Source organism: Methylomonas sp. MgM2 (assembly GCF_054172045.1).
The window spans coordinates 1-23,540 of sequence record NZ_JBSYXO010000005.1 but is presented as its reverse complement, the minus strand read 5'-3'; the positions used below and the strand labels follow the sequence as shown (position 1 = coordinate 23,540).

At 53.2% G+C, this 23,540-nt stretch carries 15 protein-coding genes, 2 pseudogenes and 1 riboswitch; of the genes and pseudogenes, 4 read left to right on the top strand and 13 right to left on the bottom strand.

Features of this window, described 5'->3' with window-relative positions:
* Positions 1-2 precede the first annotated feature (2 nt).
* The 11 genes and pseudogenes from ACW73I_RS05575 to ACW73I_RS05525 all read right to left on the bottom strand — a co-directional run bounded on the left by ACW73I_RS05575 (position 3) and on the right by ACW73I_RS05525 (position 11,923).
* Complete coding sequence (locus ACW73I_RS05575; protein WP_458028251.1) at positions 3-671, bottom strand: Crp/Fnr family transcriptional regulator; 669 nt, start codon at positions 669-671, stop codon at positions 3-5.
* A gap of 118 nt (positions 672-789) precedes the next feature.
* Complete coding sequence (locus ACW73I_RS05570) at positions 790-1,185, bottom strand: CBS domain-containing protein (protein ID WP_458028250.1); 396 nt, start codon at positions 1,183-1,185, stop codon at positions 790-792.
* Between the two features lie 542 nt (positions 1,186-1,727).
* On the bottom strand, positions 1,728-3,035 hold the full coding sequence (locus ACW73I_RS05565) for a TolC family protein (protein WP_458028249.1): 1,308 nt from the start codon (positions 3,033-3,035) through the stop codon (positions 1,728-1,730).
* The gene (locus ACW73I_RS05560; protein WP_458028248.1) at positions 3,032-6,139 is read right to left on the bottom strand and encodes an efflux RND transporter permease subunit; all 3,108 of its coding nucleotides are present in this window, start codon (positions 6,137-6,139) and stop codon (positions 3,032-3,034) included. The genes ACW73I_RS05565 and ACW73I_RS05560 overlap by 4 nt, the downstream gene beginning before the upstream one ends.
* Before the next feature lie 8 nt (positions 6,140-6,147).
* Positions 6,148-7,293 carry an efflux RND transporter periplasmic adaptor subunit gene (locus ACW73I_RS05555; protein ID WP_458028247.1) on the bottom strand — a complete coding sequence of 382 codons (1,146 nt, stop codon included), beginning with the start codon at positions 7,291-7,293 and terminating at the stop codon, positions 6,148-6,150.
* Between the two features lie 82 nt (positions 7,294-7,375).
* Positions 7,376-8,689 (bottom strand): annotated as a pseudogene (locus tag ACW73I_RS05550) (sensor histidine kinase N-terminal domain-containing protein); the annotation flags it as partial.
* A 58-nt stretch (positions 8,690-8,747) separates the two neighbouring features.
* Positions 8,748-9,427, bottom strand: a pseudogene (locus ACW73I_RS05545) (response regulator).
* A gap of 74 nt (positions 9,428-9,501) precedes the next feature.
* Complete coding sequence (locus ACW73I_RS05540; protein ID WP_458028246.1) at positions 9,502-9,933, bottom strand: hypothetical protein; 432 nt, start codon at positions 9,931-9,933, stop codon at positions 9,502-9,504.
* 115 nt (positions 9,934-10,048) lie between these two features.
* Positions 10,049-10,744: a sulfite oxidase heme-binding subunit YedZ gene (locus ACW73I_RS05535; protein ID WP_458028245.1), complete on the bottom strand. Its 696-nt coding sequence runs from the start codon at positions 10,742-10,744 to the stop codon at positions 10,049-10,051.
* A 4-nt stretch (positions 10,745-10,748) separates the two neighbouring features.
* A complete protein-coding gene (gene msrP / locus ACW73I_RS05530; protein ID WP_458028244.1) occupies positions 10,749-11,681 on the bottom strand; it encodes a protein-methionine-sulfoxide reductase catalytic subunit MsrP in 933 nt (310 codons plus the stop codon).
* A 116-nt stretch (positions 11,682-11,797) separates the two neighbouring features.
* Positions 11,798-11,923, bottom strand: coding sequence for a hypothetical protein (locus ACW73I_RS05525; protein WP_458028243.1), 126 nt, complete (start codon positions 11,921-11,923; stop codon positions 11,798-11,800).
* A 283-nt stretch (positions 11,924-12,206) separates the two neighbouring features.
* Here ACW73I_RS05525 and ACW73I_RS05520 point away from each other — a divergent pair, with 283 nt between their 5' ends.
* The 4 genes from ACW73I_RS05520 to ACW73I_RS05505 are packed head-to-tail and all read left to right on the top strand — an operon-like array spanning position 12,207 to position 17,757.
* A complete protein-coding gene (locus ACW73I_RS05520; RefSeq protein WP_458028242.1) occupies positions 12,207-13,148 on the top strand; it encodes an NADH-quinone oxidoreductase subunit B family protein in 942 nt (313 codons plus the stop codon).
* 2 nt (positions 13,149-13,150) lie between these two features.
* Positions 13,151-14,680 carry a nickel-dependent hydrogenase large subunit gene (locus ACW73I_RS05515; protein ID WP_458028241.1) on the top strand — a complete coding sequence of 510 codons (1,530 nt, stop codon included), beginning with the start codon at positions 13,151-13,153 and terminating at the stop codon, positions 14,678-14,680.
* Positions 14,681-14,683: 3 nt separating this feature from the next.
* Complete coding sequence (locus ACW73I_RS05510) at positions 14,684-15,136, top strand: hydrogenase maturation protease (RefSeq protein WP_458028240.1); 453 nt, start codon at positions 14,684-14,686, stop codon at positions 15,134-15,136.
* Entirely contained in the window at positions 15,133-17,757 is a 2,625-nt protein-coding gene (locus tag ACW73I_RS05505) for an EAL domain-containing protein (protein WP_458028239.1), read from the top strand. The genes ACW73I_RS05510 and ACW73I_RS05505 overlap by 4 nt, the downstream gene beginning before the upstream one ends.
* A gap of 772 nt (positions 17,758-18,529) precedes the next feature.
* Here the strand turns inward: ACW73I_RS05505 and ACW73I_RS05500 are convergent.
* Positions 18,530-19,159, bottom strand: a complete 630-nt coding sequence (locus tag ACW73I_RS05500) for a cohesin domain-containing protein (RefSeq protein ID WP_458028238.1) — start codon at positions 19,157-19,159, stop codon at positions 18,530-18,532.
* 134 nt (positions 19,160-19,293) lie between these two features.
* On the bottom strand, positions 19,294-22,872 hold the full coding sequence (locus ACW73I_RS05495) for a CARDB domain-containing protein (protein ID WP_458028237.1): 3,579 nt from the start codon (positions 22,870-22,872) through the stop codon (positions 19,294-19,296).
* Between the two features lie 135 nt (positions 22,873-23,007).
* A riboswitch (cyclic di-GMP riboswitch) is annotated at positions 23,008-23,085 on the bottom strand.
* Positions 23,086-23,540 lie beyond the last annotated feature (455 nt).

Sequence of the window (23,540 nt, the reverse complement as noted above, 5' to 3'; positions counted from 1 at the left end):
ACTTATGTCGCTTTAATACTGTTTGAAACCCTACTTAACGCATCGTGATTAAGAATTTCAATTGAACCACGGTTGAGATTTATCCAACCATAACTTTCAAACCGTTTCAGATGACGGGAAACCACCTCACGAACTGAGCCCATTTCCAAAGCCAGTTCGTGATGGGTTTTAGAAATTATCGGAGACTCGCTGGACAATAAAACCTTGGCTAGCTTCTGATCGATGCTTCCGAAGCTTATCGACTCCATGCGTTTGATCACATCCGCTAAGCGTATTGAAAAGCTTCGGAATACAAAATCACGGAAGAAAGCCGAATGTTCCAGACATCGGTGAAAAATATAGGCCGGAATCGCAAAGGCACTCACCTCGGTTTCGGTAAACCCCTCGGCCGGATAATGATTGTTGCCTAACAAGCAAGAAGTGGTTAATACGCAGGAATCGCCCGCCCGCACATGGTAAAGCAATACTTCCCTTCCCTCTGCCGACAAAATTTGCGCTTTTATGCTTCCGGAAAGCAGTAACAGGTAATTCTCGCAAACTTTTCCCGGATAAAACACTTGCTGACCGGCCGGCAGTTTAATCAAAACCGCCGACTCCATCAGCTGTTTTACGACTTTGTCGTCCTGACCGACAAACTCCGGAAAATGTTGTTGCCATAGTGAAAGAAACATGAAAATGCGTGATCAACTTATTTTAAAAGCCGGAAAGGCTGGCCGTCGTCCCGAGAACGCTCGATCGGCAAATTCCGGAGTCCGGCGAGAATACCGATCTTCTCGAGAACAACCGACGTTACCGTGTCGAGGCCAGGGCTCTTAAAACATCCACTCGACTGATCATCCCCACCATTTCACCGTTTTTAAATACCGGAAAACTACGTATAGGGGTATTCTGAAATTTAGCCGCAACATCTACCAGACTTTCTTCAGCGTCTACAGTGAACAAGTCTTTCGACATGAACTCCCCGACTTTTCCACTCATTCCCTGATTGTAAGCCGACTCCACTACCACTTTCATACCATCTTTCTCGGAAAAAATACCGACTAATTTCCCGTTGGTATCGACGACAGGCACGCTGGTTACTTTATTGTCCAGCATGATTTTAAATGCGACTGCTACGTCTGTATCCGGCTTAACGGTCGCAATATGTTCCGACATATAGTCGGCTACTGCAATTTTGGCTAGCATGCTATTACCTCTTTGTGATTATTATTGTCCCAACAGACAAACGCAGCCAACACTGCCGGCTGACGATTATCCGTTATAGCGATTATTATAAAAATCGGCGCTAGTATCCAGCCTTATTGTGTATTGATTACAACGATTTTCGCCACAAGGCCAAGCTTTAAGAATTCGATCCTGAAAAATGATTCCGGGCCGGCATTGGATCGTGTTCAAACGCTGCATGGCGGCGGCATGGATTCGCCGCGATTAATGACCGGTTGTGACGGCAAACAACTCAGATGGGCGAAGCGGCCTGCGAACCGGGTAAAAAGAAGCCTGATCCCGACGCCGACATTCCAAGCCACAGCCGCGATCAACACATGTCCGGCTCTTGCAGCGAATGGATTTTATCGCGAGCTTAGCTTCGGCTTGCTGATTCACAACATCCGTAGAACGGGAGAGCTTTTTGATGGCGCTCGCACAAAGCGTAACAGCCCGGGATTCGGCGGCAGTTTCAAGCGCCTTTGCCATCCCTTAGCTTTAACCATCAGGCGAATGAGGTGTTTTTACGGATCGGCTATGTAATTGCCGAATAATAGCCCGGTAATTTTCAAAACCTCCAGTTCGGCATCGATTTCCGCCTGAACCAGATCCAGATGCGTCAACTGAGTTTCGGTACGCGAGCGGGACGCATCGAGCAATTCCAGCAAACTACCTTTTCCCAAGCGGTAGCTGGCTTCGCCCATGGCTTTCAGGTCGTTCAATTTGCTGACGACGTCATTTTCGAACCTGATCCGGGTCGCCCGCCGCTTGCTCAATTGATCGACAGCCCGCTCCAGTTCGCTACGGATTTGCGCGGCGGCTAACTCTTTCGCCAGGGTCGCCGCTCGTTTTTCGGCCCTGGCACGGGCCATCGCCCCCTGGCCTCGGTCAAAGATCGGCAATTCCACCGAGAGGCCGGCAAAGCTGGTGTTGCCGTATGGATTATTGGTGAACACCGAACCGAGTTGCAGGGACGGCACCGGCCAGCGCTCGCGTTCCGCCTTCTCTACGCCGGCGTCGGCCGCGGTTTCGCTCAGACGGGTCGATTCCAACTCCGGGTTCAGTTTAACGGTGTCGGACCATAGGTGGTCGAGATCGGTCGGCACATTCAGATAATCCAGATGACCTTGCGCTTGCGGCCTCCAGCCGGACAGGCCGAGCAGCACGCCAAGCTGACCGGCCTCGGCGGCGAGATCGTTGCTGACGGTTTCCAGACGAGTTTGCAGCGCCTTGCTTTCCAAATCGATGCGGAGCAAATCGTAACGGCTGGCACTGCCGGCCAAGTTGCGTCCGGAAACGATTTCCGTCAGATGCCCCAGGTAAGCCGAGGTTTCCTCCAGCACGGCCGCACGGCGGCGGTCGGCCAATTGCTTGACGAACAAGCCCCATGCCTGCCGCACCAAATCGGCAAATTCAGCTTCGATTTCGGCCGCGGTGGCTTGCCGGTTTTTTTCCGCCGCGTCAACACGGGCGCCGCGCTGGCCCGCAATCAGCACCGGTACTTCCAACAGTACTTGCTGCTGAACGTGGCCGTCGTACATGGTGTTATGCCGGGTCAGTAAATCATAGCGCCCGTAACTGATTCTAGGATTGGGCAACACCCCCGCCGCGGTTATTTCGGCTTCGGCGGATTCGATACGTTGCCTGAGGGCGGCGAACCTCGGGCTCTGGTTGCGGGTAATCGCAATCAATTGCTCGATTGTCACGCGCTCAGGCAGCGGCGTGGCCTGTTCGGCCGATGCCTGCACCGGCCGCAACCCAAGCCCGAGGCCGCTAACCAGGTTCAGTACCAAAGTCGCGGTCAGATACGGTTTGCGATACAGTAATTTCATTGACTGTTCTCCGGCAGTTCGTCGGCTTCTTCCGGCGTAAGCAAGCGCTTGGGCGTGATGTAGGAATAAAAAACCGGCAACACCAGCATCGCCACGAAAAACGTGGAAAGCATGCCGCCGACGATAACCAACGCAAACGGGCGCTGCGTCTCGCTGCCGATGCCGGTCGAAACCGCCATCGGCAACAACCCCAGCAGAGCCAGCATGGACGCCATCAAGACCGGGCGCAGGCGATCGGTCGCGCCGTTCAGAATCGCGCTCGTCAAATCCAAGCCATGGCGGCGGCGTTCTTCGGTGGCGCTCAGTACCAGCAGCCCCATCAACGAGACTTGGCCGAGCAAGGCGATAAAGCCGATTGCGGCACTGACCGACAGCGGAATACCGGCCAGCAACAGCACGAACACGCCGCCGGTCATCGCGAACGGCGCACAGGCCAGAATCGCCAATGCGCTGCGCGCCGACTGCAGCGCGCCGTACAGCAAGCCGAGCACAATCAATACCGCTATCGGCACCATGACGCCTAGTTTGGCCATCGCGCGTTGCTGATTCTCGAACTCGCCGCCCCAAACTAGAAAAGCACCCTCCGGCAGTTCGATGTTGCCTTCCACCGCCGCCATCGCATCGTGCACCACCGAACCCAAATCGCGGTTTTCCACGTTAAACTTCAACGCCAGAAAACGGCGGTTGGCTTCGCGCTCGATCGAAGTTCGGCCGCGTTCTATCGGCAACGTTGCAAGCTCGCGCAATGGGATGCGCGCGCCGTTCGGGGTCGGTATCAACAAATTTCCGATTTGACTGCTGTCGCCGCGCTCGGCGCTCGGCAGGATGGCCCTGACTGGAATCGGGCGTTCGTTCAGCCACAGTTCGGTGACCACTTTTCCGGCCAGCCCGGTTTCGATGGTGTCTTGCGCGGCGTCGATGGTAATGCCTTGCCGCGCCAACGCGGAGCGGTCCAATTTGATTTGCAGTTGCGGCACGATGGATTCGCGATATAAATCCAGTTCGATGACGCCGGGGATTTCCTTCAAACGGGTTTTGGCTTGTTCCAGCGCGGCGCGCATTTGTTCCAGATCGTTGCCGTAAATTTTCAGCACCACTTTGCCGCGCACGCCGCTGACCGCCTCTTCGACGTTGTCCTTGATCGGCTGGGAGAAATTGAAACGTACGCCCGGTATGGCAGCCAACGATTCGCGCATCGCATCGACCAACGCCTCCTTATGCAAGCCCGGCCGCCATTGCTCGCGGGGTATGAGATGCACGAAGGTCTCGCTCATGTTGACGCCTTCGTTGTCGGTACCGTCTTCGGAACGGCCCTGCTGGCTGAGTATGCCCTTGACCTCCGGAAACGCCAGCAGCCGTTGCCGCATGTCCAGCAAGATATCCTGGCCTTTCGCCAAAGAAATACTGGCCGGCATTTCGACGAATACATGCACGTCGCCCTCGTCCAATTCCGGCAAGAACTCGGTGCCCAAGCCCTGTCCGGCAACGACGCCGGCCAGCAGCAAGCCGCCCGCAGCCGCCAGGACCAACGGACGGCGGTTCAACGCCGCGACCAGAACCCGGCGGTAAATTTCGCGCGAGCGCTCCAGGAATACAGGCTCGGCGATCATGGTCCGCTTAGGCTGAATCAGCATCGCGCACAAGGCCGGCACCAGAGTCATGGCGAAGACCAGGCCGCCGGCCAACGCGAAACTGTATGTCAGTGCCAACGGCCGGAAAATGCGGCCTTCCACCTGTTCCAGGGTGAATACCGGAAGCAGCGCGGCGATAATGATCAGCATCGCGAAAAAGGTCGGCTTGGCCACGTCGTAAGCGGCGCCGACGATGACATGTACCATGTCGCGGTGGTTTTTCGGCCGTCGATGGTTGGCTTGGTGAATAACGTTTTCCACCAACACCACGGCACCGTCGAGAATGATGCCGAAGTCGATCGCCCCCATCGAGATCAAATTGGCCGGTAAATCCATCTGATACAAGCCCATGAACGCCACCAGCAAAGACAGCGGGATCACGCAGGCCACGATCAGCGAACCGGCGATACTGCGCAGAAACAGCCATACCACGCCGACCACCAGCACAACCCCGTGCAACAGATTATCGTACACCGTGTGCAAAGTCTTATGTACCAATTCAGTGCGATCCAGAAACGGCACCAGTTTCATGCCCGCCGGCAAAATACGGTTGTTGAGTTCGTCGACCTTTTCATGCACGGCCTCCAGTACCCGCGAAGGATTCTGTCCGCGGCGCAGCAGCACGATACCCTCGACGGCCTCGCGTTCGCCGTCAAGGCCGACCGCGCCCTGCCTCGGCGTATAGGCTTGAATCAGGCGCGCAATATCGCCGACCATGACCGGGGTGCCGCCTTCGCTCTTCAACACGATTTTTTTAATGTCCTCGGCCGAACTCAGATAGCCGACGCTACGAATCACCATTTGCTGATCGCCGTGACGCAAGAAGCCGGCGCCGACGTTGCGGTTGGCGCTGGCGATAGCCTGGCTGACTTCGTCCAAGGTCAAGCCGAACGAATCGAGCCGCACCGGGTCGATCTGGACGTGGTATTCCTTGTAGTAACCGCCGAAAGTCAGCACGTCCGCCACGCCTTGAACTTGGCGCAGCACGCGCGAGACGTTCCATTCCATTTCCGAACGCAGTTCGTACAGCGAATGCCGATCGCTGACCACAACGAACTTATAAATTTCGCCTAACGGCGTATAGTCCGGCGCCAACACCGGTTTGACGGTATCCGGCAGTTCGGCGCCGGACAAACGCTCGGTGATCATGGTGCGAGAGCGGAAACTATCCACGTCGTCCGCAAAGGTAATCGTCACCAGCGACAATCCGAACAAACTCTGGCTGCGCATTTTCCGCATACCGGGCGTGCCGTTCAGGGACCGTTCCAGCGGCACGGTGACCTGACGTTCGACCTCCTCCGGCGCGTAACCCGGCATCAGACTGATGACGGTGACCTGGGTATTGGTGACGTCGGGATAAGCCTCGATCGGGGTTTCCAGATAGGCGTGAATGCCGAACCCAGCCACGATGCAAGTGAGGACCAGCGCGGCGACTCGACGATGAACGCAGTATTCGATCAGCAACTTCAGCATCTGCGCGCCTACAACAGCAGCGAGGCTTCGCTGTCCAGCAGCAGCGCGCCGCCGACCACCACACGCTCGCCCCCGGATAGGCCCTTCAGTACCGGCGTCATGCCTTCGCGGGCTTGACCGACCCGGACCGGCCGCGCTTCGAACAGGTTGGGCGCGGTTTCGACGTAGACCAGGGTTTCGCGGCCGTCCTTGATCAGAATCGCCGCGGTCGGCAATACGATTTGTTCCGGCGCCGACGCCTCGATGACTACGCGGGCATACATACCAGGCCGTAATGCGCCCCGGTGACCGTCCGGCTCGATAAACACCGAGGCTCGGCGCAATTCGGTCTGAATCGCCGCGCTTTCGCCGACGACGCGGCCGACGATGGGTTCCGGTAGCGCCGCCAGTTCGATAACGGCCTTGGCGCCTTTTTCCACCAGCAATAAATCGTTCTCGAACACGTCGGCCACCACCCATGCCGCCGACGGTTCGCCCAGCTCGAACAGCGGCGAACCGGCCTGGATCGCGGCGCCGGTGGCGACGTGGCTTTTCAGCACCATACTGTCCATCGGCGCGCGCACGACCACTTCCGACGTGCTACCGTCGCCCAACAGCCCGACAAAATCGCGGCTGCGCTCCAGCTCGGTTCGGGCTTGCTTGACTTGGGTTTCCGCTTCGACCCGTTCGATTTCCAGGCCGACGCCGCTGCGTTGCATTTCCAGCTGGCGGCGCAAATGGTCTTGAGCCCTGGCCAATTCGGCGGCGGCGCGGGCATAATCGGAGCGCATCTGCGCCGCCTCGCCGCTGGCCAAAACCGCCAACGGCGCGCCGGCCTTGACCCGGTCGCCGATCTGCACATAGACCTTGCTGACGCGGCCCGCCACGACGGTGCCGACCGTCGACACGGCTTGGGCGCGAAATTCGACGCGCGCCGGCGCGGAAATCGTACCGGCAAAGGCTTCGGGCTTGATTTCCCGCACTTCGATATATGGCAGAGAATCGGGGCGTAGCGAAATTGACCGTTTAGCGTCGGTCGCGGCCGGCCGGCTGACAGTCTCGCGCTCGGCCTGATTTTGGCCGCAGCCGGCAATCAACAGTAACCCGACCAAGCAACATAAAAAAGGTAAACGCATTAAAAGGCACACCAAGGCATCGGAAATTTTGCCCGCCATGCTATCGGACTAAGCTTTCAATAACCTTTCAGACTCGCCGCCTTTCGGCAAAATTAATCTGCAAGCGGCGATCGCGCCGGATCTAACAGGCCGCGAATTGAACTTTAAAACTTGTGCCGATGCCGCCAATGCCCCTTTCCAGGGCCACTTGTGCCTCGTGCAAATCGGCTATTTCCTTGACAATGGATAATCCCAAACCGCACCCATCGCCTCCGCTTCCCGGAATTCGATAAAAGCGTTCGAAGATTCTGTCGGCCTCGCCGGCGCCGATGCCCGGCCCGTCGTCCTCGACTAGCAACACAGGTTCCGGGTTGGCAAGGATTATTGCATTGATGTGTCCGCCGCAATCGCCGTAAGCAATCGCGTTGTCCATCAAATTGTTGACCATCTCCCTGAGCAAGGTTTCATTGCCGTCGATGTAAACCGGAGCGACGGGCGCATCGAAACTCAATTCTATCTGTTTCTCAAGCGCTTTCTGCACCCAATCCATGCAACAGGCTTTGACCAGCGCCACCAGATCGATCCGCTTGAACGATCTGGAACCGTGCGACATCGACTCGGAACGCGCCAATGCCAGCAGTTGAGTACTCAGATGAGCCACTCGATCCGCCGAGTTCTTGATGTGCCGGAGCGCCGGCTTGATCGCCTCAGTACTATCCGTATTCAACGCGCGTTCGGCTTGAATCTTCAAACCCGCCAACGGCGTGCGCATTTGATGCGCCGCATTCTCGATAAATCGCCTTTGGCTGCTCAACGTCATCCCCAACCTTTGCAACAGATCATTGATGGTATGTGTCAGCGACCGGACTTCGAGCGGTACATTCGCATCCGGAATGGGGTCCAGCTCTCTAGCCGAACGCCGGGCAATCAGTTGCGCCAATTCCGTCAAGGGCCGAAGTCCGCGATTGACGCCGGTCCAGATGTGAATCCCGGTAACCAAAACCAGCAACAGTTGCGGCAGCACGACGGCCAGCAAAATTTCACGCATCATGCCACGGCGTTTGTTCAAGGTTTCTCCCACCGAAATCAGCACGTCGTCGCTATCGTCCTGGGTAGGCCTTGCCAACACCGAAACGATCCGGACTTTTTGTCCCTGCATGTCACCGTCGGAAAAAAACGGCATCGTCCCTGCTTTCGATGACAGGCCGGGGCTGGGAAGGCTTTTGTCGCCGGCGATTAATCCCGCTGCCTTCGATTCGACCCGAAAAAAAGTCTTGTCCATCGCGTCCCAGCGAAATACTTCTATCGCAATCGGCGGCAATTCGAACGTCACTTTATTCTGCTGCGCTTTGACTTGTTGCGAAAGCGATTTGGCGGAATCCAGCAGCCAGTTGTCGTAGGTCCGGTTGGCATAATGCGAAGCGACGAAATACGACACCGAAGCGTCCAGAATCACCACCGCGATCAGCGGAAAGGTCAGCCGAATTAACAGTTGTACCCGTATGCTCTGCGGTTTATACATGATCGTGTCGCTCCAACAGGTATCCCAAGCCCCGCACAAGGTCCGGATACCGATCCGCAAAGGCTCCAAACGTTTGCGTAGACGGTGTATGTAGACTTCGATTGCGTTATCCGCCAATTCCTCGGAACGAACCGCCAAGCGCCGGGCGATGCTGTCCTTGCTGACGACTCGCCCGGCTTGCAGCAACAGGGCTTCGAGCACGCCATATTCGCGAGGCGGCAGATTCATCGTTTTACCTTGATGGATGATGAGGTGCCGGCTAATATCCAACACCAAGCCGCCGAATTGAATCGTATGATCGAACCCGCCTTGACTGCGCCGCAATAGAGCTCGGACGCGCGCTTCCAATTCACGCAGTTCGAAAGGCTTGGTCATGTAGTCGTCCGCCCCCGATTCCAAACCGCCGACACGGTCATTGAGCCCGTCGCGCGCAGTCAAAATCAGTACGGGAATGGCCGAATGACGGCGCCCGCGCAGTTGCCTTAACAACTCTCGGCCGTCCATATCCGGCAATCCGAGATCCAATATGACCAAATCGAACGCTTGCGTTCTCAAGGCACCGAGAGCGAAGTTAGCGGTAATCGCCAAGGTCACATCAAATCCCCAATCCACAATGCTCTTAGATAAGCCGTCGCCAAGCACATTATCGTCCTCGACCAACAAAATTCTCATAATTGATTTTCGACGTTTAAAGATTAACCAAAGGTTGAGTCGCCAAGGGAACTGACCCTTGCACAATGATGTATTTAACGGGATTTCCGAAGCGCTTTAAAGCATACCGTTAGCGCTCGCGATTCGCCACTAGTGCGATCACCGTCGGTCACTCGCTGCGCGGCCTGAAGGGTTTTCGCCCGGCAAAACGGCGGACTTGGCGGAAAATCGGGGTGGAGTGGCTTGCAGCCGCGTCCAGCACTTGATTTTTCCGAAAACACCTGCCTGCTCCGGCAGCCGATGCCTTGCGAGCGGCACGCCGGGCGCACACCGCGTTCCGCAACGATGCCGAAAGCACCTTCCGCATAAAGCCCGCCGCTTTCGTACAAGATCGGAAATCCCAATGGAGCGCGGCCTTCGGCACGGGCACCGAACACGGCATATTTTTCCTGCTGCGGAAACCTTCGTAAACCCGCTCCGGTTTGCGGCAATTCGAAGTTGAACGCCGTCTCGCCCACGGCGTTCATGCCCTCGGTCAATCACTCGCCGACCATGATTGCGATTTCGCTGGCGTCACCGGATGTGCGGGCGCTATCGCGACGAGTTCGGTCATGCCTGGGTATGGCCGGCGGCTCACGATACCTATGGCTTATTCCTGTCGTAAGGTCGAGAAACGGCGAGCTTATCCGGGCCGTTGAAACTCGATCTATTGAACCCCCTCGCATTTTGTTTCCAAACGCTCAACATCCCCATGCCCACGCGAATTCCGAGTATCGTTCCGAGCAACAGCGCGAAGGCGATCGGATTGCTCAGGTCTTTTTTCACCAGCCACCAATAATGCACCACGCCGGCCACCGCGCACGGATAAATCAAACGATGAATCGATCGCCAGCGCTTGCCGCCGAGTTTGCGCATCATGTCGTCGGTCGAGGTGATCGCCAGCGGAATCATCAGCAAAAACGTCGTGAAACCGACGGTGATATACGGGCGTTTGACGATGTCTTTAGCAATTTCCTGCCAGTCGAAAAACTGGTCCAGCACCAGATAAGTCAAAAAATGCAGACAGCCGTAGAAGAAGGCGAACAAGCCCAGCATGCGGCGCAGACGCGTCAGCCATAAGTAGCCGAGCAAACGCCTGAGCGGCGTCACGCTCAAGGTGATCAACAAAAACGTCAGCGTCCAAAACCCCGTGACGTGGCTGATCTTTTCGATCGGATTGGCGCCCAGATGGCCGAACACGCCACCGAGTACCAACTTGGCCAACGGCAGCAGCGCTAACGGAAAAACCGCTAATTTGACCCGCGCCAAGGCTCGTTTATCCAAATTCCTGATGGTCATGGCATTAATAATATTGGCTCAGGTCCATACCGGCGTATAGCGACGCCACCTCGTCGGCATAGCCGTTGAACATTAAAGTCTTACGTTTGAAGAAATCGCCGATGCGGCGCTCCTTGGCTTGGCTCCAACGCGGATGATCGACTTCCGGGTTGACGTTGGCATAAAAGCCGTATTCGCCCGGCCCGGCCCGCATCCAGCTGGTGACAGGCTGTTTGTCCACGAAGCGAATGGCGACGATGGATTTGGCGCTTTTAAAACCGTATTTCCACGGAACGACCAGCCTGATCGGCGCGCCGTTTTGATTGGGCAATACCTGACCATACAACCCCACTGACAAAATCGTCAAAGGATGCATCGCCTCGTCCAGCCGCAAACCTTCCCGGTAGGGCCATTCCAATACCGACGACTTTTGCCCGGGCATCTGCTTCGGGTTGTACAGGCTGACGAACTCCACGAACTTTGCATCGCCGGCCGGCTCCACCCGCTTGATCAGCTCGGCCAGCGGGAAGCCTATCCAAGGCACGACCATGGACCAGGCCTCCACGCAGCGTAAGCGATAAATGCGTTCTTCCAGCGGCGCCATCGTCAGCAATTCTTCGATATCGAAGACTTTGGGTTTGTTGACCTTGCCTTCTACAGTCACTGTCCAGGGACGTGTTTTCAGACTGCCGGCGTAGCGCGCCGGATCGTGCTTCCCGGTGCCGAATTCGTAAAAATTATTGTAGGCCGTCACGTCGTCAAACGGCGTCAACTCTTCCTGCGTGCTGTATTTGGATTTTTCCGCGTTGAGCTTGTTTAAGGCGGACCATGACAGTTGCGGCAATAAAGCGGCTAACAAAGCGCCGCCGCTTTGGCGCATGAATTTTCGCCGGGCATAAAACAATTCTTTCGGGGTGATCTCCGAATACGGAATATCGTTGAATTTATAAGGTTTCATCTAGGCGCTCCCGATTTCTGACAACTGATGTAGACAGGCGTTTTTCCAATTCGATCAATTTCCGGTACGAGCGGACGTTGACTTCATAATCCGGCTCGGCCCGCTTTTCCGAATAGTTATACTGATGGTTTTGGCTGATCAACAAAAAAACCGGCGATCAGCACCGCCTCGATCGCCGGAACGATGCTGAGCAGATCGTAGGGAAAGTCGTCGAAATGCCGATAGGTGTTGCGACCAGCCATCAAAACTCCCTAAGCCAGCAATCATCGCAATTTTCGAACTAGATTAAATGCAACCAACGGCTACTCCAACCGGGATTATTTGCAATCGATATTATGTCGCCGGGCATCGGCGGTAGCCGGCCGGTTCCGGACATTGCACTAGCCGCTTGGATATCCTCTCTGCCTTTAAAATTGCCACTCGCCTTATGTAGTTAGCGTTTAGTGGCCAAAGCAAGATAGTATATTGATGTCATTTTCGGCATACTAAAATGCGGAAAATGAATAAAGCATTAAGGATACTCCTATGACGGCATTACTTTGGCTACAAACAGGTTCTTGCGGTGGTGACACCATGTCCATCCTCTGTGCTGACAGCCCATCCGTCGAAGAATTGATGATCGAATACGACATCGACATTCTTTGGCAACCCTCTCTGTCCATTAAGCCCATGCGTGATTTCGACCAGTTGATCGATGCAATTATAGAGGATCGTCAAGCACTCGATATTTTATGCGTGGAAGGCAGCATCATCACCGGGCCGTATGGCTCAGGGATGTACGATCCCTACCGGAAAGGTTCGAAAATGAATCTGATCCGCCAGCTCGCCGAAAAAGCCGAATACCTGGTAGCGATGGGCACGTGCGCCGCATACGGCGGGGTTCATGCCGCGCCGCCCAATCCAACCGACTGCCTGGGCCTGCAGTTCGACAAAGACATCGCCGGAGGACTCTTGCCTGCCGAGTGGCGGTCGCGCAAGGGCCTTCCCGTGGTTAATGTCTCGGGATGTCCCGCACACCCCAATGCTATGACCAAAACGCTGGCCATGCTGGCTTCCGGACTTCCGTTAGCGCTCGATCACCTTAATCGCCCCAAGGACTTCTTCAATACCACGGTGCACCAGGGGTGCACCCGCACCGAATACCACGAATATGATGTAGAAGATACCGAATTTGGCGGGAAAGCCTGCATGTTCTTTAATCTGGGCTGCCAGGGACCCCTGACCATGGCGATCTGCAACTCCGAGCTGTGGAATGGTCGCAGCAGCAAAACCCGGGCGGGCGTGCCCTGTTTCGGCTGCACGTCTCCAAATTTCCCCATGAATCAGGACCTGTTCTGTACCGAAAAAATCGGCCCGATACCGGTCACTCTGCCGCTGGGGGTGGAACGGGCTAATTACATGGCCTACAAAAGCCTGGCCCACGAAGCAGCGCCTGAACGGGTGCTGAACAAGACGATGGACCCTTGAGCATGACCAAAAGAATTGTCGAGATCGGACTTAACCGGGTCGAAGGCGACCTTGATTTTCAACTGGAGTTGGAACAGGGCAAAGTGGTCGATGCCCGCTGCATCGGCTCGCTTTATAGGGGGTTCGAACAAATTCTGTTGGGCCGCAAACCTACCGACTCGCTGGTGATTACGCCGCGTATCTGCGGTATCTGCGGCACCGCTCAATTGAATGCCGCAGTATTGGCGCTGGAACATGCCGGGAATATTGCCGTACCGCCCAATGCGCTTCGCGTCCGCAATCTGTGCATGATGGCCGAGACCGTGCAAAGCGATTTGCGACAATCGTTTCTATTCTTCACCGCCGACTTTTGCCATCCCAAATATAGGGACAGGCCGTTCCATGCAAAAGCCCTGGCGGCTTTCCAGCCGTTCAAGGGCTCAGTCCATCGTGAAGCACTGGAATATTCGCGCCACATCGTCGAGATTATCGCGCTGTTCGGCGGCCAGTGGCCGCATTCGTCCTATATGTTGCCGGGCGGCGTCACGACGCCGGCAAGCGGTCGCCACATCATCGATAGTCTATCCATCCTCAACAAGCTGACCCGCTGGTTCGAGCGGACCGTCATCGGTACGCCATTGGATATCTGGCTGGCATTAGACACTGCCGACGAATTCTTCAATTGGCTAGACGCCCACGCCAATTGCGCCATCGGCCTGTTTAGCCAAATCAGCCGCGACATCGGCTTACATAGCTTGGGTTTCGGCACGCCGCACATGCTCAGCTATGGCGCTTACGATGATCCGGACGCTACGGATACTTCGCCACCGGATCGCAAGCGATTGTTCAGCGCCGGTTTCTTCAATGGCGATACCGGGAGCGTCATGCCGTTTGATCAAGCCGAGATCAGCGAGCATGTGCGTTATTCATGGTTTCAACCCTACCCCGGTGGCCGCCATCCTTTTCAGGGGCTGACCCTGCCCGATTATCAGCCGCATTCCGATCGCTATACCTGGTGCAAGGCGCCGCGCTATCAGAACAAGGTGGTGCAAACCGGTCCTCTAGCCGACGCCCTGATCGACGGCGAACCATTGATCCGTTCGCTCTATCATGTCGAGGGCGGCAATGCCTGGTTGCGCCAGTTTGCCAGGCTGCGCCGCACCGCCCGGCTACTGCACACCATGCGCGAAACACTGCATGAGCTAAGCATGCATCGCAACGGTCCACATATGCTCACCCCCGTCCGGAAAGATATCCCGGACGGCGAGGGCTTCGGTCTGGTAACGGCCGCTCGCGGCGCATTGGGCCATTGGCTGCAAATCACGGATGGCGCGATTAGCCGCTATCAAGTCGTTACGCCGACCGCCTGGAACGCTTCGCCTAAGGACAGTGAAGGCCGGCACGGTCACTGGGAAAGCAGTTTGATCGGCTTGACTGTCGACAATCCGGACGATCCGGTGGAAATCGGCCATATCATCCGCTCCCACGACCCCTGTTTAGTCTGTACGGTGCATGTTTTAGACACTGGCAAACGCATCACCGTGTGGCCTTAAAGCATGCATAAGCGGCACGTCATTTGTTTCGGCAATGAACTGCAGGGTGACGACGGTTTCGGCATCAGCGTTTATTCGCACCTCGCCGAAATGGCATGGCCAGGCGATGTCCATGTGTTCAATGCGGGCATCAGCGGGCTCAATGCCTTGCGGTATTTGGAGGATTGCAATCAAGCGATTCTGGTCGATGCCCTGACTCATTGCGGAAATGTCGGTGAGGTTTGTCTGTTAAGGCCGCGGGATATGGCGACAAAACAGCAACGGCTCGCCGATCATGCCCAGGGGATTCCTTATCTATTGGAGGCGCTTAAAATCATTCGAACACCACTGCCGGATATTCTAATCGTGGGTGTCGAGATAGACGCAGTCCAACCCTTTTTTGTCGGCCTATCCGATAAAACAAAACGGGCGGTACCAGAAACGGTCCGCATGATACGGCAACTGTTACCGGAATGAGCTATCAAAATCCTCGATTTCCCGGGATCATCGTCGAATCGGTCACCTTCTTGGAATCGGCTCAACCACCTCGCTGGAGCGGGCGCTTCCGCTCACCGGATAAGTCCGGCCTGGTCGATATATTGATATTCAACAGCGGCGGCGAATTTTTGGCGATACCTTTTCGTTGTCCTCATCAAGGCTATGATTTGACGCATTGTACGCTAGTCGATGAAAACACCTTGGTTTGTCCGGCGCACAGCCACCGGATAGACTTGAAAACAGCCGGATTTCATGTCGAAGAATCAAACGGCCAATTCTTGGTGTTTCCCGGTGATATTAACCGTCCTGGAACGGCAGGGCAGCGCACGGACGCAAGCCGCGCTCCGAATTTGCAAACGATGAACCAACTGCGCGAGGAAATTGATCAATTACGCTTAGCCAACGTGAAACAGGAAAGGCAAATCCAGGTCATCACCCAGACCATGGACAGCATGTTGAGCGAATTGGAAGGTCAAAAGCGTAAACTTAAAGAAAAGGTGGATCAGCAACAAGCGCTTACCCTGTTTGTCGACAGCATCCTGGACACCATGGACGATCTCATGTTCGTCATAGACAAGAATGGCTTGATCCAGAGACTGAATGCGCCGGTGGAGCGCGAACTAGGATTCAGCGAAGCCGATTTACTGAACAGCAACATTGATCATTTACTCCCCCCGATCGAACAACAGGCTCTAGCCGAACAACTGCCCGTTTTGCCCTGGCCGATTCGCTCAGTACTATTTGAAACGATTCAACTAAACGGATACTACAGCGGAGAGCATGAGTTTCTTAACAATAGCCGAAACAAGCAAAACTCCGTCTATTGGCTAAAGAGTAATTTGTTGCATTCCGCGCAGGGAAAGCGGGAAGGCGCGGTCATCACCGCGTTAAACATCACCGAGCTGAAAAATCGGGAAATCAAACTACGATTGAGCAACAAAGTCTTCGAGAACAGCTGCGAAGCCATTTTCATTACCGATCCACAGGGCATTATCCTGGAAGTCAATGCCGCCTTCTGCGCCATTACCGGCTACGAGCGGCAGGAAGTGCTGGGCCGAAATACCCGCCTGCTGAAGCCCTATCTGCGCGATCAAGCATTTTATAAACGCTTATGGCAAACACTATTGAATCAGGGTTTTTGGAAAGGCGAAATTTGGGGCCGCCGAAAAAACGGCGAATTATGCCCGATGCTGACCAGCATTAACGCCGTAACCAACGAGCAGGGCCTGCTTACCCATTATGTGGCGATCGCCACGGATATCAGTTATCAGAAACAAACCGAGCAGGAACTCAAACAACTGGCCTATTACGATGTGCTGACCGAGTTACCCAACCGGGCGCTGTTCAAGGACAGGCTTGAGCAAGAAATTCTATTGGCGCAGCGCAATAACAACCGGCTTGCGGTGCTCTTTCTCGACCTGGACCATTTCAAAAACATTAACGACACGCTCGGTCATTGGGCCGGCGACCGTCTATTACAAATTATCGCAACCCGTATCCGAGGTTGCCTGCGCAAATCGGATACCGTCGCCCGTCTGAGCGGAGACGAGTTCACCATCATACTACCCGGATTAACAACGGGCATTACCTTTGCCACCGAACTTGCCCAGCACTTGGTCGATGTCACGTCGGGTCCCGTGCAACTAAAAGAACATACGATTCATGTCGGCGTTAGTATCGGCATAGCCATGTATCCGGACGATGGCTCCGACTTTGATACCTTGACCAAGCACGCGGATACCGCGATGTACGCATCCAAGAACAAAGGCAGAGGGATGTTTCAATATTTCGAGGCGGGAATGAACGAAGCCGCTCGCCAGAGATTGCTACTCGAAAACACCTTGCGGCTCGCCATCGAACAGGAACAATTCCTGCTCTACTACCAGCCCAAGGCCGATTGCGCACTAGGCCGGATCGTCGGCGCGGAAGCGCTGATCCGTTGGCGTCGCCCGGGGTTTGGGATGGTAGCACCCGATCGCTTTATTGCTATCGCTGAGGAAACCGGGTTGATTGTGCCGCTGGGCAAATGGATACTGAAAACAGCCTGCTTGAAAGCCAATGAATGGGCAAGAAAACTGCCTGGATTCCGGCTAGCGATCAATCTTTCCGCCCGGCAGCTACTAGCCGACGATTTCATTGCCGTGCTGGACGCTATCATGACGGAAACCGGCACCGATCCCAAATCGATCGAATTGGAAGTGACCGAGAGCCTTGTCATGCATGATGTTGAAACGGCAACCAAACGATTGCGCTACATCCGAGAGCGTGGTATTCGGGTTGCCATGGATGATTTTGGTACCGGCTATTCATCTTTATCCTATTTGAAAATATTACCTATCCAGACCATTAAAATCGACCGCTCGTTCGTTCAGGCTTACACCGGTGACCCGGCATCGAGCGAAGCTGCATTTCTCAAGACCATCGTATCGCTAGGACAAGTCCTGAATATGACGGTTGTAGCCGAAGGCGTCGAAACCGAATGCCAGCTTGCTCTATTGCAGTCATACGGCTGCCATGTGTATCAAGGCTATTACCTGTCCCCGCCACTGCCACAAGGTGATTTCCAGCGATGTTGGGTTGACCATGATGCCTTTGAGTAAATCAAGAATAGCTGGAGCATTTCTATTTAAGTTTTATAGTTCTTTGCAAATAGTTGTATTGCTCTGGAAGAAATTCCATCGTCCAGAAAGCAAATTATGACATCGCATAACTTCGATGTTTCCGCAATCCATTACCGGTACACGACTGCAAACTGGAGTATTGCAGACGCAGCAGAGTGACTTAGGTGACTGACTGGAACAGGTCGACTCTTGCCGACCAGTCGAGTGATTTCATTCATTGTCAGCGGCTGCTTTCGCCCACTATGTGTAGTACGAAACTATGTGTATTTGCACATTTACCCAGGGGATCAGCCCTTGCTATCCATTGCATAAGGGCGGACGCAACTACACATAATTTCAATGCTTAAAGAAGTAACATCAGCTTATCATCGGCTCGATAACATCAGCTTAATATTGATCCAGCCTCTTTTGGTGCATACTGGTAACCACGAAATATCGAAATAGGGTGCCGTTTACTTACAAATATCCAACTGGTTGACTAGCACCGGACATGATTTACTAAAATCACTGATGGCACTGAATTTTTTACTTCAGGAAACCGACAAAACTATGTGAAGCTACGATTTAATCATATTGGCCATAACCAAGGTGAATTCTATCTTTCATTCAGGCGGTATCAACAATCTTGACATAGTTTCGAACTACACATAGAGGTCGCTATGTTAAGCTCAACATAGCAGCCAGAACCGGCCAGCCACAGTACGAAAGTAACGGGCCGGTCAAAGACCGAAAGCTGTCATTGGAAGATCAGCTATCTAGTCAAGTACTGATATCGACGAGCAAACGCCATCGCACCTAACAAACATAACCAAAGAGTAGAAGGTTCAGGAACGTTTGATGATGCTGCCACGGTAACACTGGCGGCACTTACATCCAACGCTAGTGCAGTAGCATCATAGCCTTTGACATCAATGCCGGGATAGGGAACTGGATCAAACAGCAAATTCGAAGTCCCTGCGCCAAGTGCCTGGAATGACAATGTGGCTAGGGATAAACTATCCATACCCGATTGAATGAGTGCCAAATCGGCATCAAACAAGTAAGAAAGCGCAAAGAAATCGATCCTTCCTGATGATAGAACGGCATCGCTATAAAATTCGGATGTCATTGGATCGGGATTATATGCCCCGAGATACTGTCCAAAAATGACATCGGTGGCGTCAAGAATGCTTGGATCATACGTGACATCCAAATCGAACGCCGACACGATTTCGCTAACATCGAGCAATCCTGAAACGACTACATCTACTACTAAAGCGTCGCCAACATTGACGGTTTGCGCTAATGGTTGAAAGCTAATGGACATCGCCTCGGCAGACAGTTGGTAGCCCCCTAAGCCCAATCCAGCCGCTAATACATAACACAGGCTCAATCTGTTCATAGTGAATATCCTCAATGATTTTTTATGTAATGTTTTTAGGGTGAGTTAGAAGCTGTCTGGCAATGCGTTTAATGTTTTTCCAGACAACTTCTTAGGAAATGTTGCCTAACTCACCATTTAATCTACGGTATTATTCAGGGAGCACACCGGTTTCGGGTACATTTCAACACGCAAGCTCTAGCATCATTAACCGTGATGATCCCATCATCATCATAGTCGCGCAGATCACCAGGCAAGGCAGGTTGATTGCGTGCAGCCGTAATGAGGCTAGTGTCATTGCGATCGACATCGCCATCTTGATCGATATCGCATAACAGCGGCACGTTAATTTGGACCTCATCCGGCGCACTATCATCTGCCCCATCATTTACGATTAGCTGGAAGATATAGACGCCATCGCTAGACGGTTTAAAAGTAGGTTGAGCCATACCTTGTCCATTTAGAGTCACAGCACTGCCTCCTGTTTGCGACCAAACGAATGCCAAAGACGAAGGCCCATTATCCGGATCTATTCCATTTCCGTTTAAGGTCACTAAACTACCTTGGCGAACAGTCTGATCGAGCCCAGCATTCGCGACTGGCGGTAGATTGGCTGCTACTGGAGAAACAGTTACCTGTTGAGCACAGCTGGCTTGATTGCCGGACGCATCGGTCGCGCTCCAAATAACCGCAGTGTTTCCTGTAGAAAAGTTAGCCGGAGCATTATTGGATAACTGTGGCGAAGGATCAACGCTATCCAAAACACTTGGTGTACCCAGAACAGGTTGTTGTCCTTGCATGACACTGACATCCGCTGGGCAAACCAATACTGGCGACATAGTATCTCGCACCGTAACATTAAAGCTGCCATTCGCCGTATTGCCGGCCTTGTCAGTCGCTGAACAGCTAACATTGGTTGAACCCAACGCGAACATGTCACCTGAAACCGGCATACACGTTGGAGTAATCGGACCATCAACTACATCATTAGCCGTCGCGCTAAAGGTTACTATGGCCCCATCCGGACCAGTGGCTTCTGCGATGATGTCGGCTGGCAGGCTCAATACCGGTGGCGTGTTATCGGCAGGCACGGCTTGCGTCGTGAGCATAAAATTGACAGTGCTCACAGCCGAATCGACCACTTCAGTCGCCTTGTTTTCCGCATCCGCCTGATAGCCTGTCGGCTTTTCAATATGCACGATCATTGCGCCGAGTGGCACATAACCAATCAAGTAAAAGCCCGCTGGATCGGTTGTCGTGTTGGCGAGTGACGCACCACCTACCTCAGTTACATCGATGATGACGTTACCAATACCGTTGCCCCAGGCATCGGTCACTTGGCCGGCGATTGCGCCTTGCATGGCCTGCAATTTGCCGACTATGATGGCTCGGGTCGCTGCGTTGTTAAACTGATTCTCCTCGACAAAACTCGGATCGATTTCCACTTCAACCAAATGAATACCTTCATCCCGATTCCTCCAGGTAGCGTAAACATAACGCGAACCGAAATCGGGGCTGCCGACCGACATTTGCTTAATTAGCGCCTCGCCGATTTTCAAACTTGGATTGCCCGGATAAGTCACATAAATGTTGACTGGTACGTCTTCGGCTATTAAGTCGGTATTGGTCGCCCAATAGTTGATCTCCGCAAAGATGGTAATTTCTTCGTCCTTGGCCGGATGGTTTTTGGAAAAATGGATATTTTCGGAAAACACCCGCAAATCGGTTTGTGGTACCGCTTCAGTAGGAGGCGTCGTCCAGGTCCATACCCAAGTACCGCTTGAGCCACCAGGACCACCACCTACAAACGCCCAATAGCCAACACCCGAAGTCATTGGCGGAATCGGAGGTGCAGGCTCAGGACTGCCGGGCGGAAGCGGTTCGACCACATTGAATACCAGCTCACGTTTGCCAATAAACGTCTTATCGGTTACCGTCATTGCGATGTGATAGGTTCCTGTATTCGGTGGGGCCTGTATGGATTTCACAAAATTCCCGTTGGTGTCCGTATGAATGCCGCCGTATATCCACTCGGCGTTATTCTCGCCGGTGACCGTAATTTGTACCGAACCGCCCTTAACCACATAGTCGGTGTTTCTGACACCATTGACCAACACGTCGTAAACGGCCTTTCCTGATAATGTAAACAGGGAATTGCTATAAACCGTTGTCGGCAAGCTTCCTGATACCAGCATATTGCCTGAGGTCTCGACCGTGGCACCTCCCGGTTGAATGATTTGACTGGCTTCGTTGTTGGCTTCGTCGATCTCGGGAATCGCTCCATCAGGATCGATGACCACGCGAACTAGATGATCGCCGGATGGGTCCATCGGCACAGAAATCGACGCGTTGGCCGTACCGCTGGCCGTTACTTCAGGCACGACAGTTTCACCCAACAAAGCTCCGAATTCGAAGAAACGGACTAAAACATTATCAGAACCCGAATAACCTTGATTGTGAATAGTCGCGGACAGGGTAACCTGATCGCCAGGATTGGCGACACTGAAGCCGATATCGCCAGCGCTCAGTGTCAAATCGGGCAAATTTCCAGCGCCTTGCGCGACGACGTTAACTTTGACATTCGAGTACGATACGCTGCCGTCATCCGCCGTGATTTTCAACAGAATGCCGTCGTAACTTCCAATCGGCAAAGCTCCCGGGTCGATACTTAGCGAGATCGATTTCGTTTCGCCGGCGGCAAGATTGATAGGATTAGGCTCTGTGATTGAGATTGTCAAATTTGAAAAAGGATTGACGATTTCTAATGTTGCCGTATGAACGGCGTTTCCAGAATTGACCAATTGGAAGGTTACGTTTTTCGGGATATTTTGTTCGAATGTATATTCATAAAATGATACTGTCTTAACAACATTTCCGAAAACTTCATTTGCTTGAGATATTTGGCATTGGTAGACAGTTCCAGGGTAAGCACCGCCAACACAACTTTCAGGGGTTACAGATTTATACGTACAAACAGGGGTAGTTGCTGAAGGCATCGTATATGTAGTTTGATTCCAACAAACTGCCGCCAGTCCGATAGTACTTGCGTTACATTGAACTGGGTCAGGCGAAACACCAGCAGTTAAGCTATTAATATCATTTCCCGAACAATCACTAACAATGCCTGTCGGTACCCATCGAAATATTTGATGCTGAATATTGTCGATACCCCATGCCGGCCAGGCATTTGTTGAGATACTGATTGCATCAAACTTTATACCTCGAAATCCATAGAAATTGTTCGGTAAGCTTCCTCCTACAGGGGCTGTTGCCGACTCAACCACATTGCCATTTAAAAGAGCTTGGAAAGTACCAATCGCTCCATCGTAAGTCCAAAATTGAAAGGCGGCTCCGGCTTGTGGCTGAGTGAATTGAATCACCCTTGCTCCCGGAGCAGGACGATTAGGTAGAAAACTAGCAACACCTGGACCATCCCATGCACTAGAAAAGTAATAAGCAAAAGGTGAAAACCTTATCTGCAAATCGCTATATTCAGTAGTTATTACGCTTTCATTTGGAAAAATGTGCTCATCAAATGAAATTGTTGCATGTGACTCACTAAGTCCGGACTGGTTTTGAAAAAAATCAGCATTGGAGGAGGAAGGCATTACGAATATACCGATAATGGCTGTAAAAAGAAACAGTATGCTTTTACACTCCTTTGCCACGAATCTGGCTGTGATGAATGAATATAATACATAGACGCTCTTGAATAATTTGTTTACCGCTGACATAAATGCCTCCTTCAATGGAGATCAAAAGACATGCCGTAAATAAGAAAAGCAATAAGGCAAGACTCAAAACAATTAAAGTCAAGTTGTCGAGAATAAAAAAAACCGGACAACCTTGATGACCGTAACGAAGTCATGTTCGGCAATCCGGCTTTCCTTTTGATGGGATCCGCGATTTTCTGTCCCTACCTCACGATAGGTTTGGCTTTTTCAGGTTTGAAACTAGCACAATAAACCTAGCATTTCTACTGAGCATTTTTATCAAGATTTAACTCTTCCATCTATGCCATTTTAACGAGGTTTTAAATGCAGCCGGTTTGACACATACATAAACCCATTAGGATTTGATTGGCAGCTTAGCGTCACTAATTTGCCGTTTGAACATATAACTTGTGTGACTCTAAAGGGTCGGTCTTTGCCGGTGAAGTCGCCGCTGACGCCGACTTCGAAAAATGACAAGCCCAGGATACGTTTGTGTTCTGGGATCCATTAGCCACCCGCTGTCCGTTACCAATCTACAAGGACTTCCGAAGCCAGAATCCTATTCCATAAACCGAATGCCAGACAAACTCCTCGCATTTAATTTATTGGACTACCGGAGAGTGTCGGCTTCCGGCTGGAAAGATTGCTAGCCATCCCTGGCTAGCAATCGCGCCTACACCGCCACGTGA

Excerpts from the sequence above, each read along its gene's own strand:
- ACW73I_RS05575 (WP_458028251.1), bottom strand. The coding sequence starts at position 671 with ATGTTTCTTTCACTATGGCAACAACATTTTCCGGAGTTTGTCGGTCAG.
- ACW73I_RS05570 (WP_458028250.1), bottom strand. The coding sequence starts at position 1,185 with ATGCTAGCCAAAATTGCAGTAGCCGACTATATGTCGGAACATATTGCG.
- ACW73I_RS05565 (WP_458028249.1), bottom strand. The coding sequence starts at position 3,035 with ATGAAATTACTGTATCGCAAACCGTATCTGACCGCGACTTTGGTACTG.
- ACW73I_RS05560 (WP_458028248.1), bottom strand. The coding sequence starts at position 6,139 with ATGCTGAAGTTGCTGATCGAATACTGCGTTCATCGTCGAGTCGCCGCG.
- ACW73I_RS05555 (WP_458028247.1), bottom strand. The coding sequence starts at position 7,293 with ATGGCGGGCAAAATTTCCGATGCCTTGGTGTGCCTTTTAATGCGTTTA.
- ACW73I_RS05540 (WP_458028246.1), bottom strand. The coding sequence starts at position 9,933 with ATGAACGCCGTGGGCGAGACGGCGTTCAACTTCGAATTGCCGCAAACC.
- ACW73I_RS05535 (WP_458028245.1), bottom strand. The coding sequence starts at position 10,744 with ATGACCATCAGGAATTTGGATAAACGAGCCTTGGCGCGGGTCAAATTA.
- msrP (WP_458028244.1), bottom strand. The coding sequence starts at position 11,681 with ATGAAACCTTATAAATTCAACGATATTCCGTATTCGGAGATCACCCCG.
- ACW73I_RS05525 (WP_458028243.1), bottom strand. The coding sequence starts at position 11,923 with ATGGCTGGTCGCAACACCTATCGGCATTTCGACGACTTTCCCTACGAT.
- ACW73I_RS05520 (WP_458028242.1), top strand. The coding sequence starts at position 12,207 with ATGACGGCATTACTTTGGCTACAAACAGGTTCTTGCGGTGGTGACACC.
- ACW73I_RS05515 (WP_458028241.1), top strand. The coding sequence starts at position 13,151 with ATGACCAAAAGAATTGTCGAGATCGGACTTAACCGGGTCGAAGGCGAC.
- ACW73I_RS05510 (WP_458028240.1), top strand. The coding sequence starts at position 14,684 with ATGCATAAGCGGCACGTCATTTGTTTCGGCAATGAACTGCAGGGTGAC.
- ACW73I_RS05505 (WP_458028239.1), top strand. The coding sequence starts at position 15,133 with ATGAGCTATCAAAATCCTCGATTTCCCGGGATCATCGTCGAATCGGTC.
- ACW73I_RS05500 (WP_458028238.1), bottom strand. The coding sequence starts at position 19,159 with ATGAACAGATTGAGCCTGTGTTATGTATTAGCGGCTGGATTGGGCTTA.
- ACW73I_RS05495 (WP_458028237.1), bottom strand. The coding sequence starts at position 22,872 with ATGTCAGCGGTAAACAAATTATTCAAGAGCGTCTATGTATTATATTCA.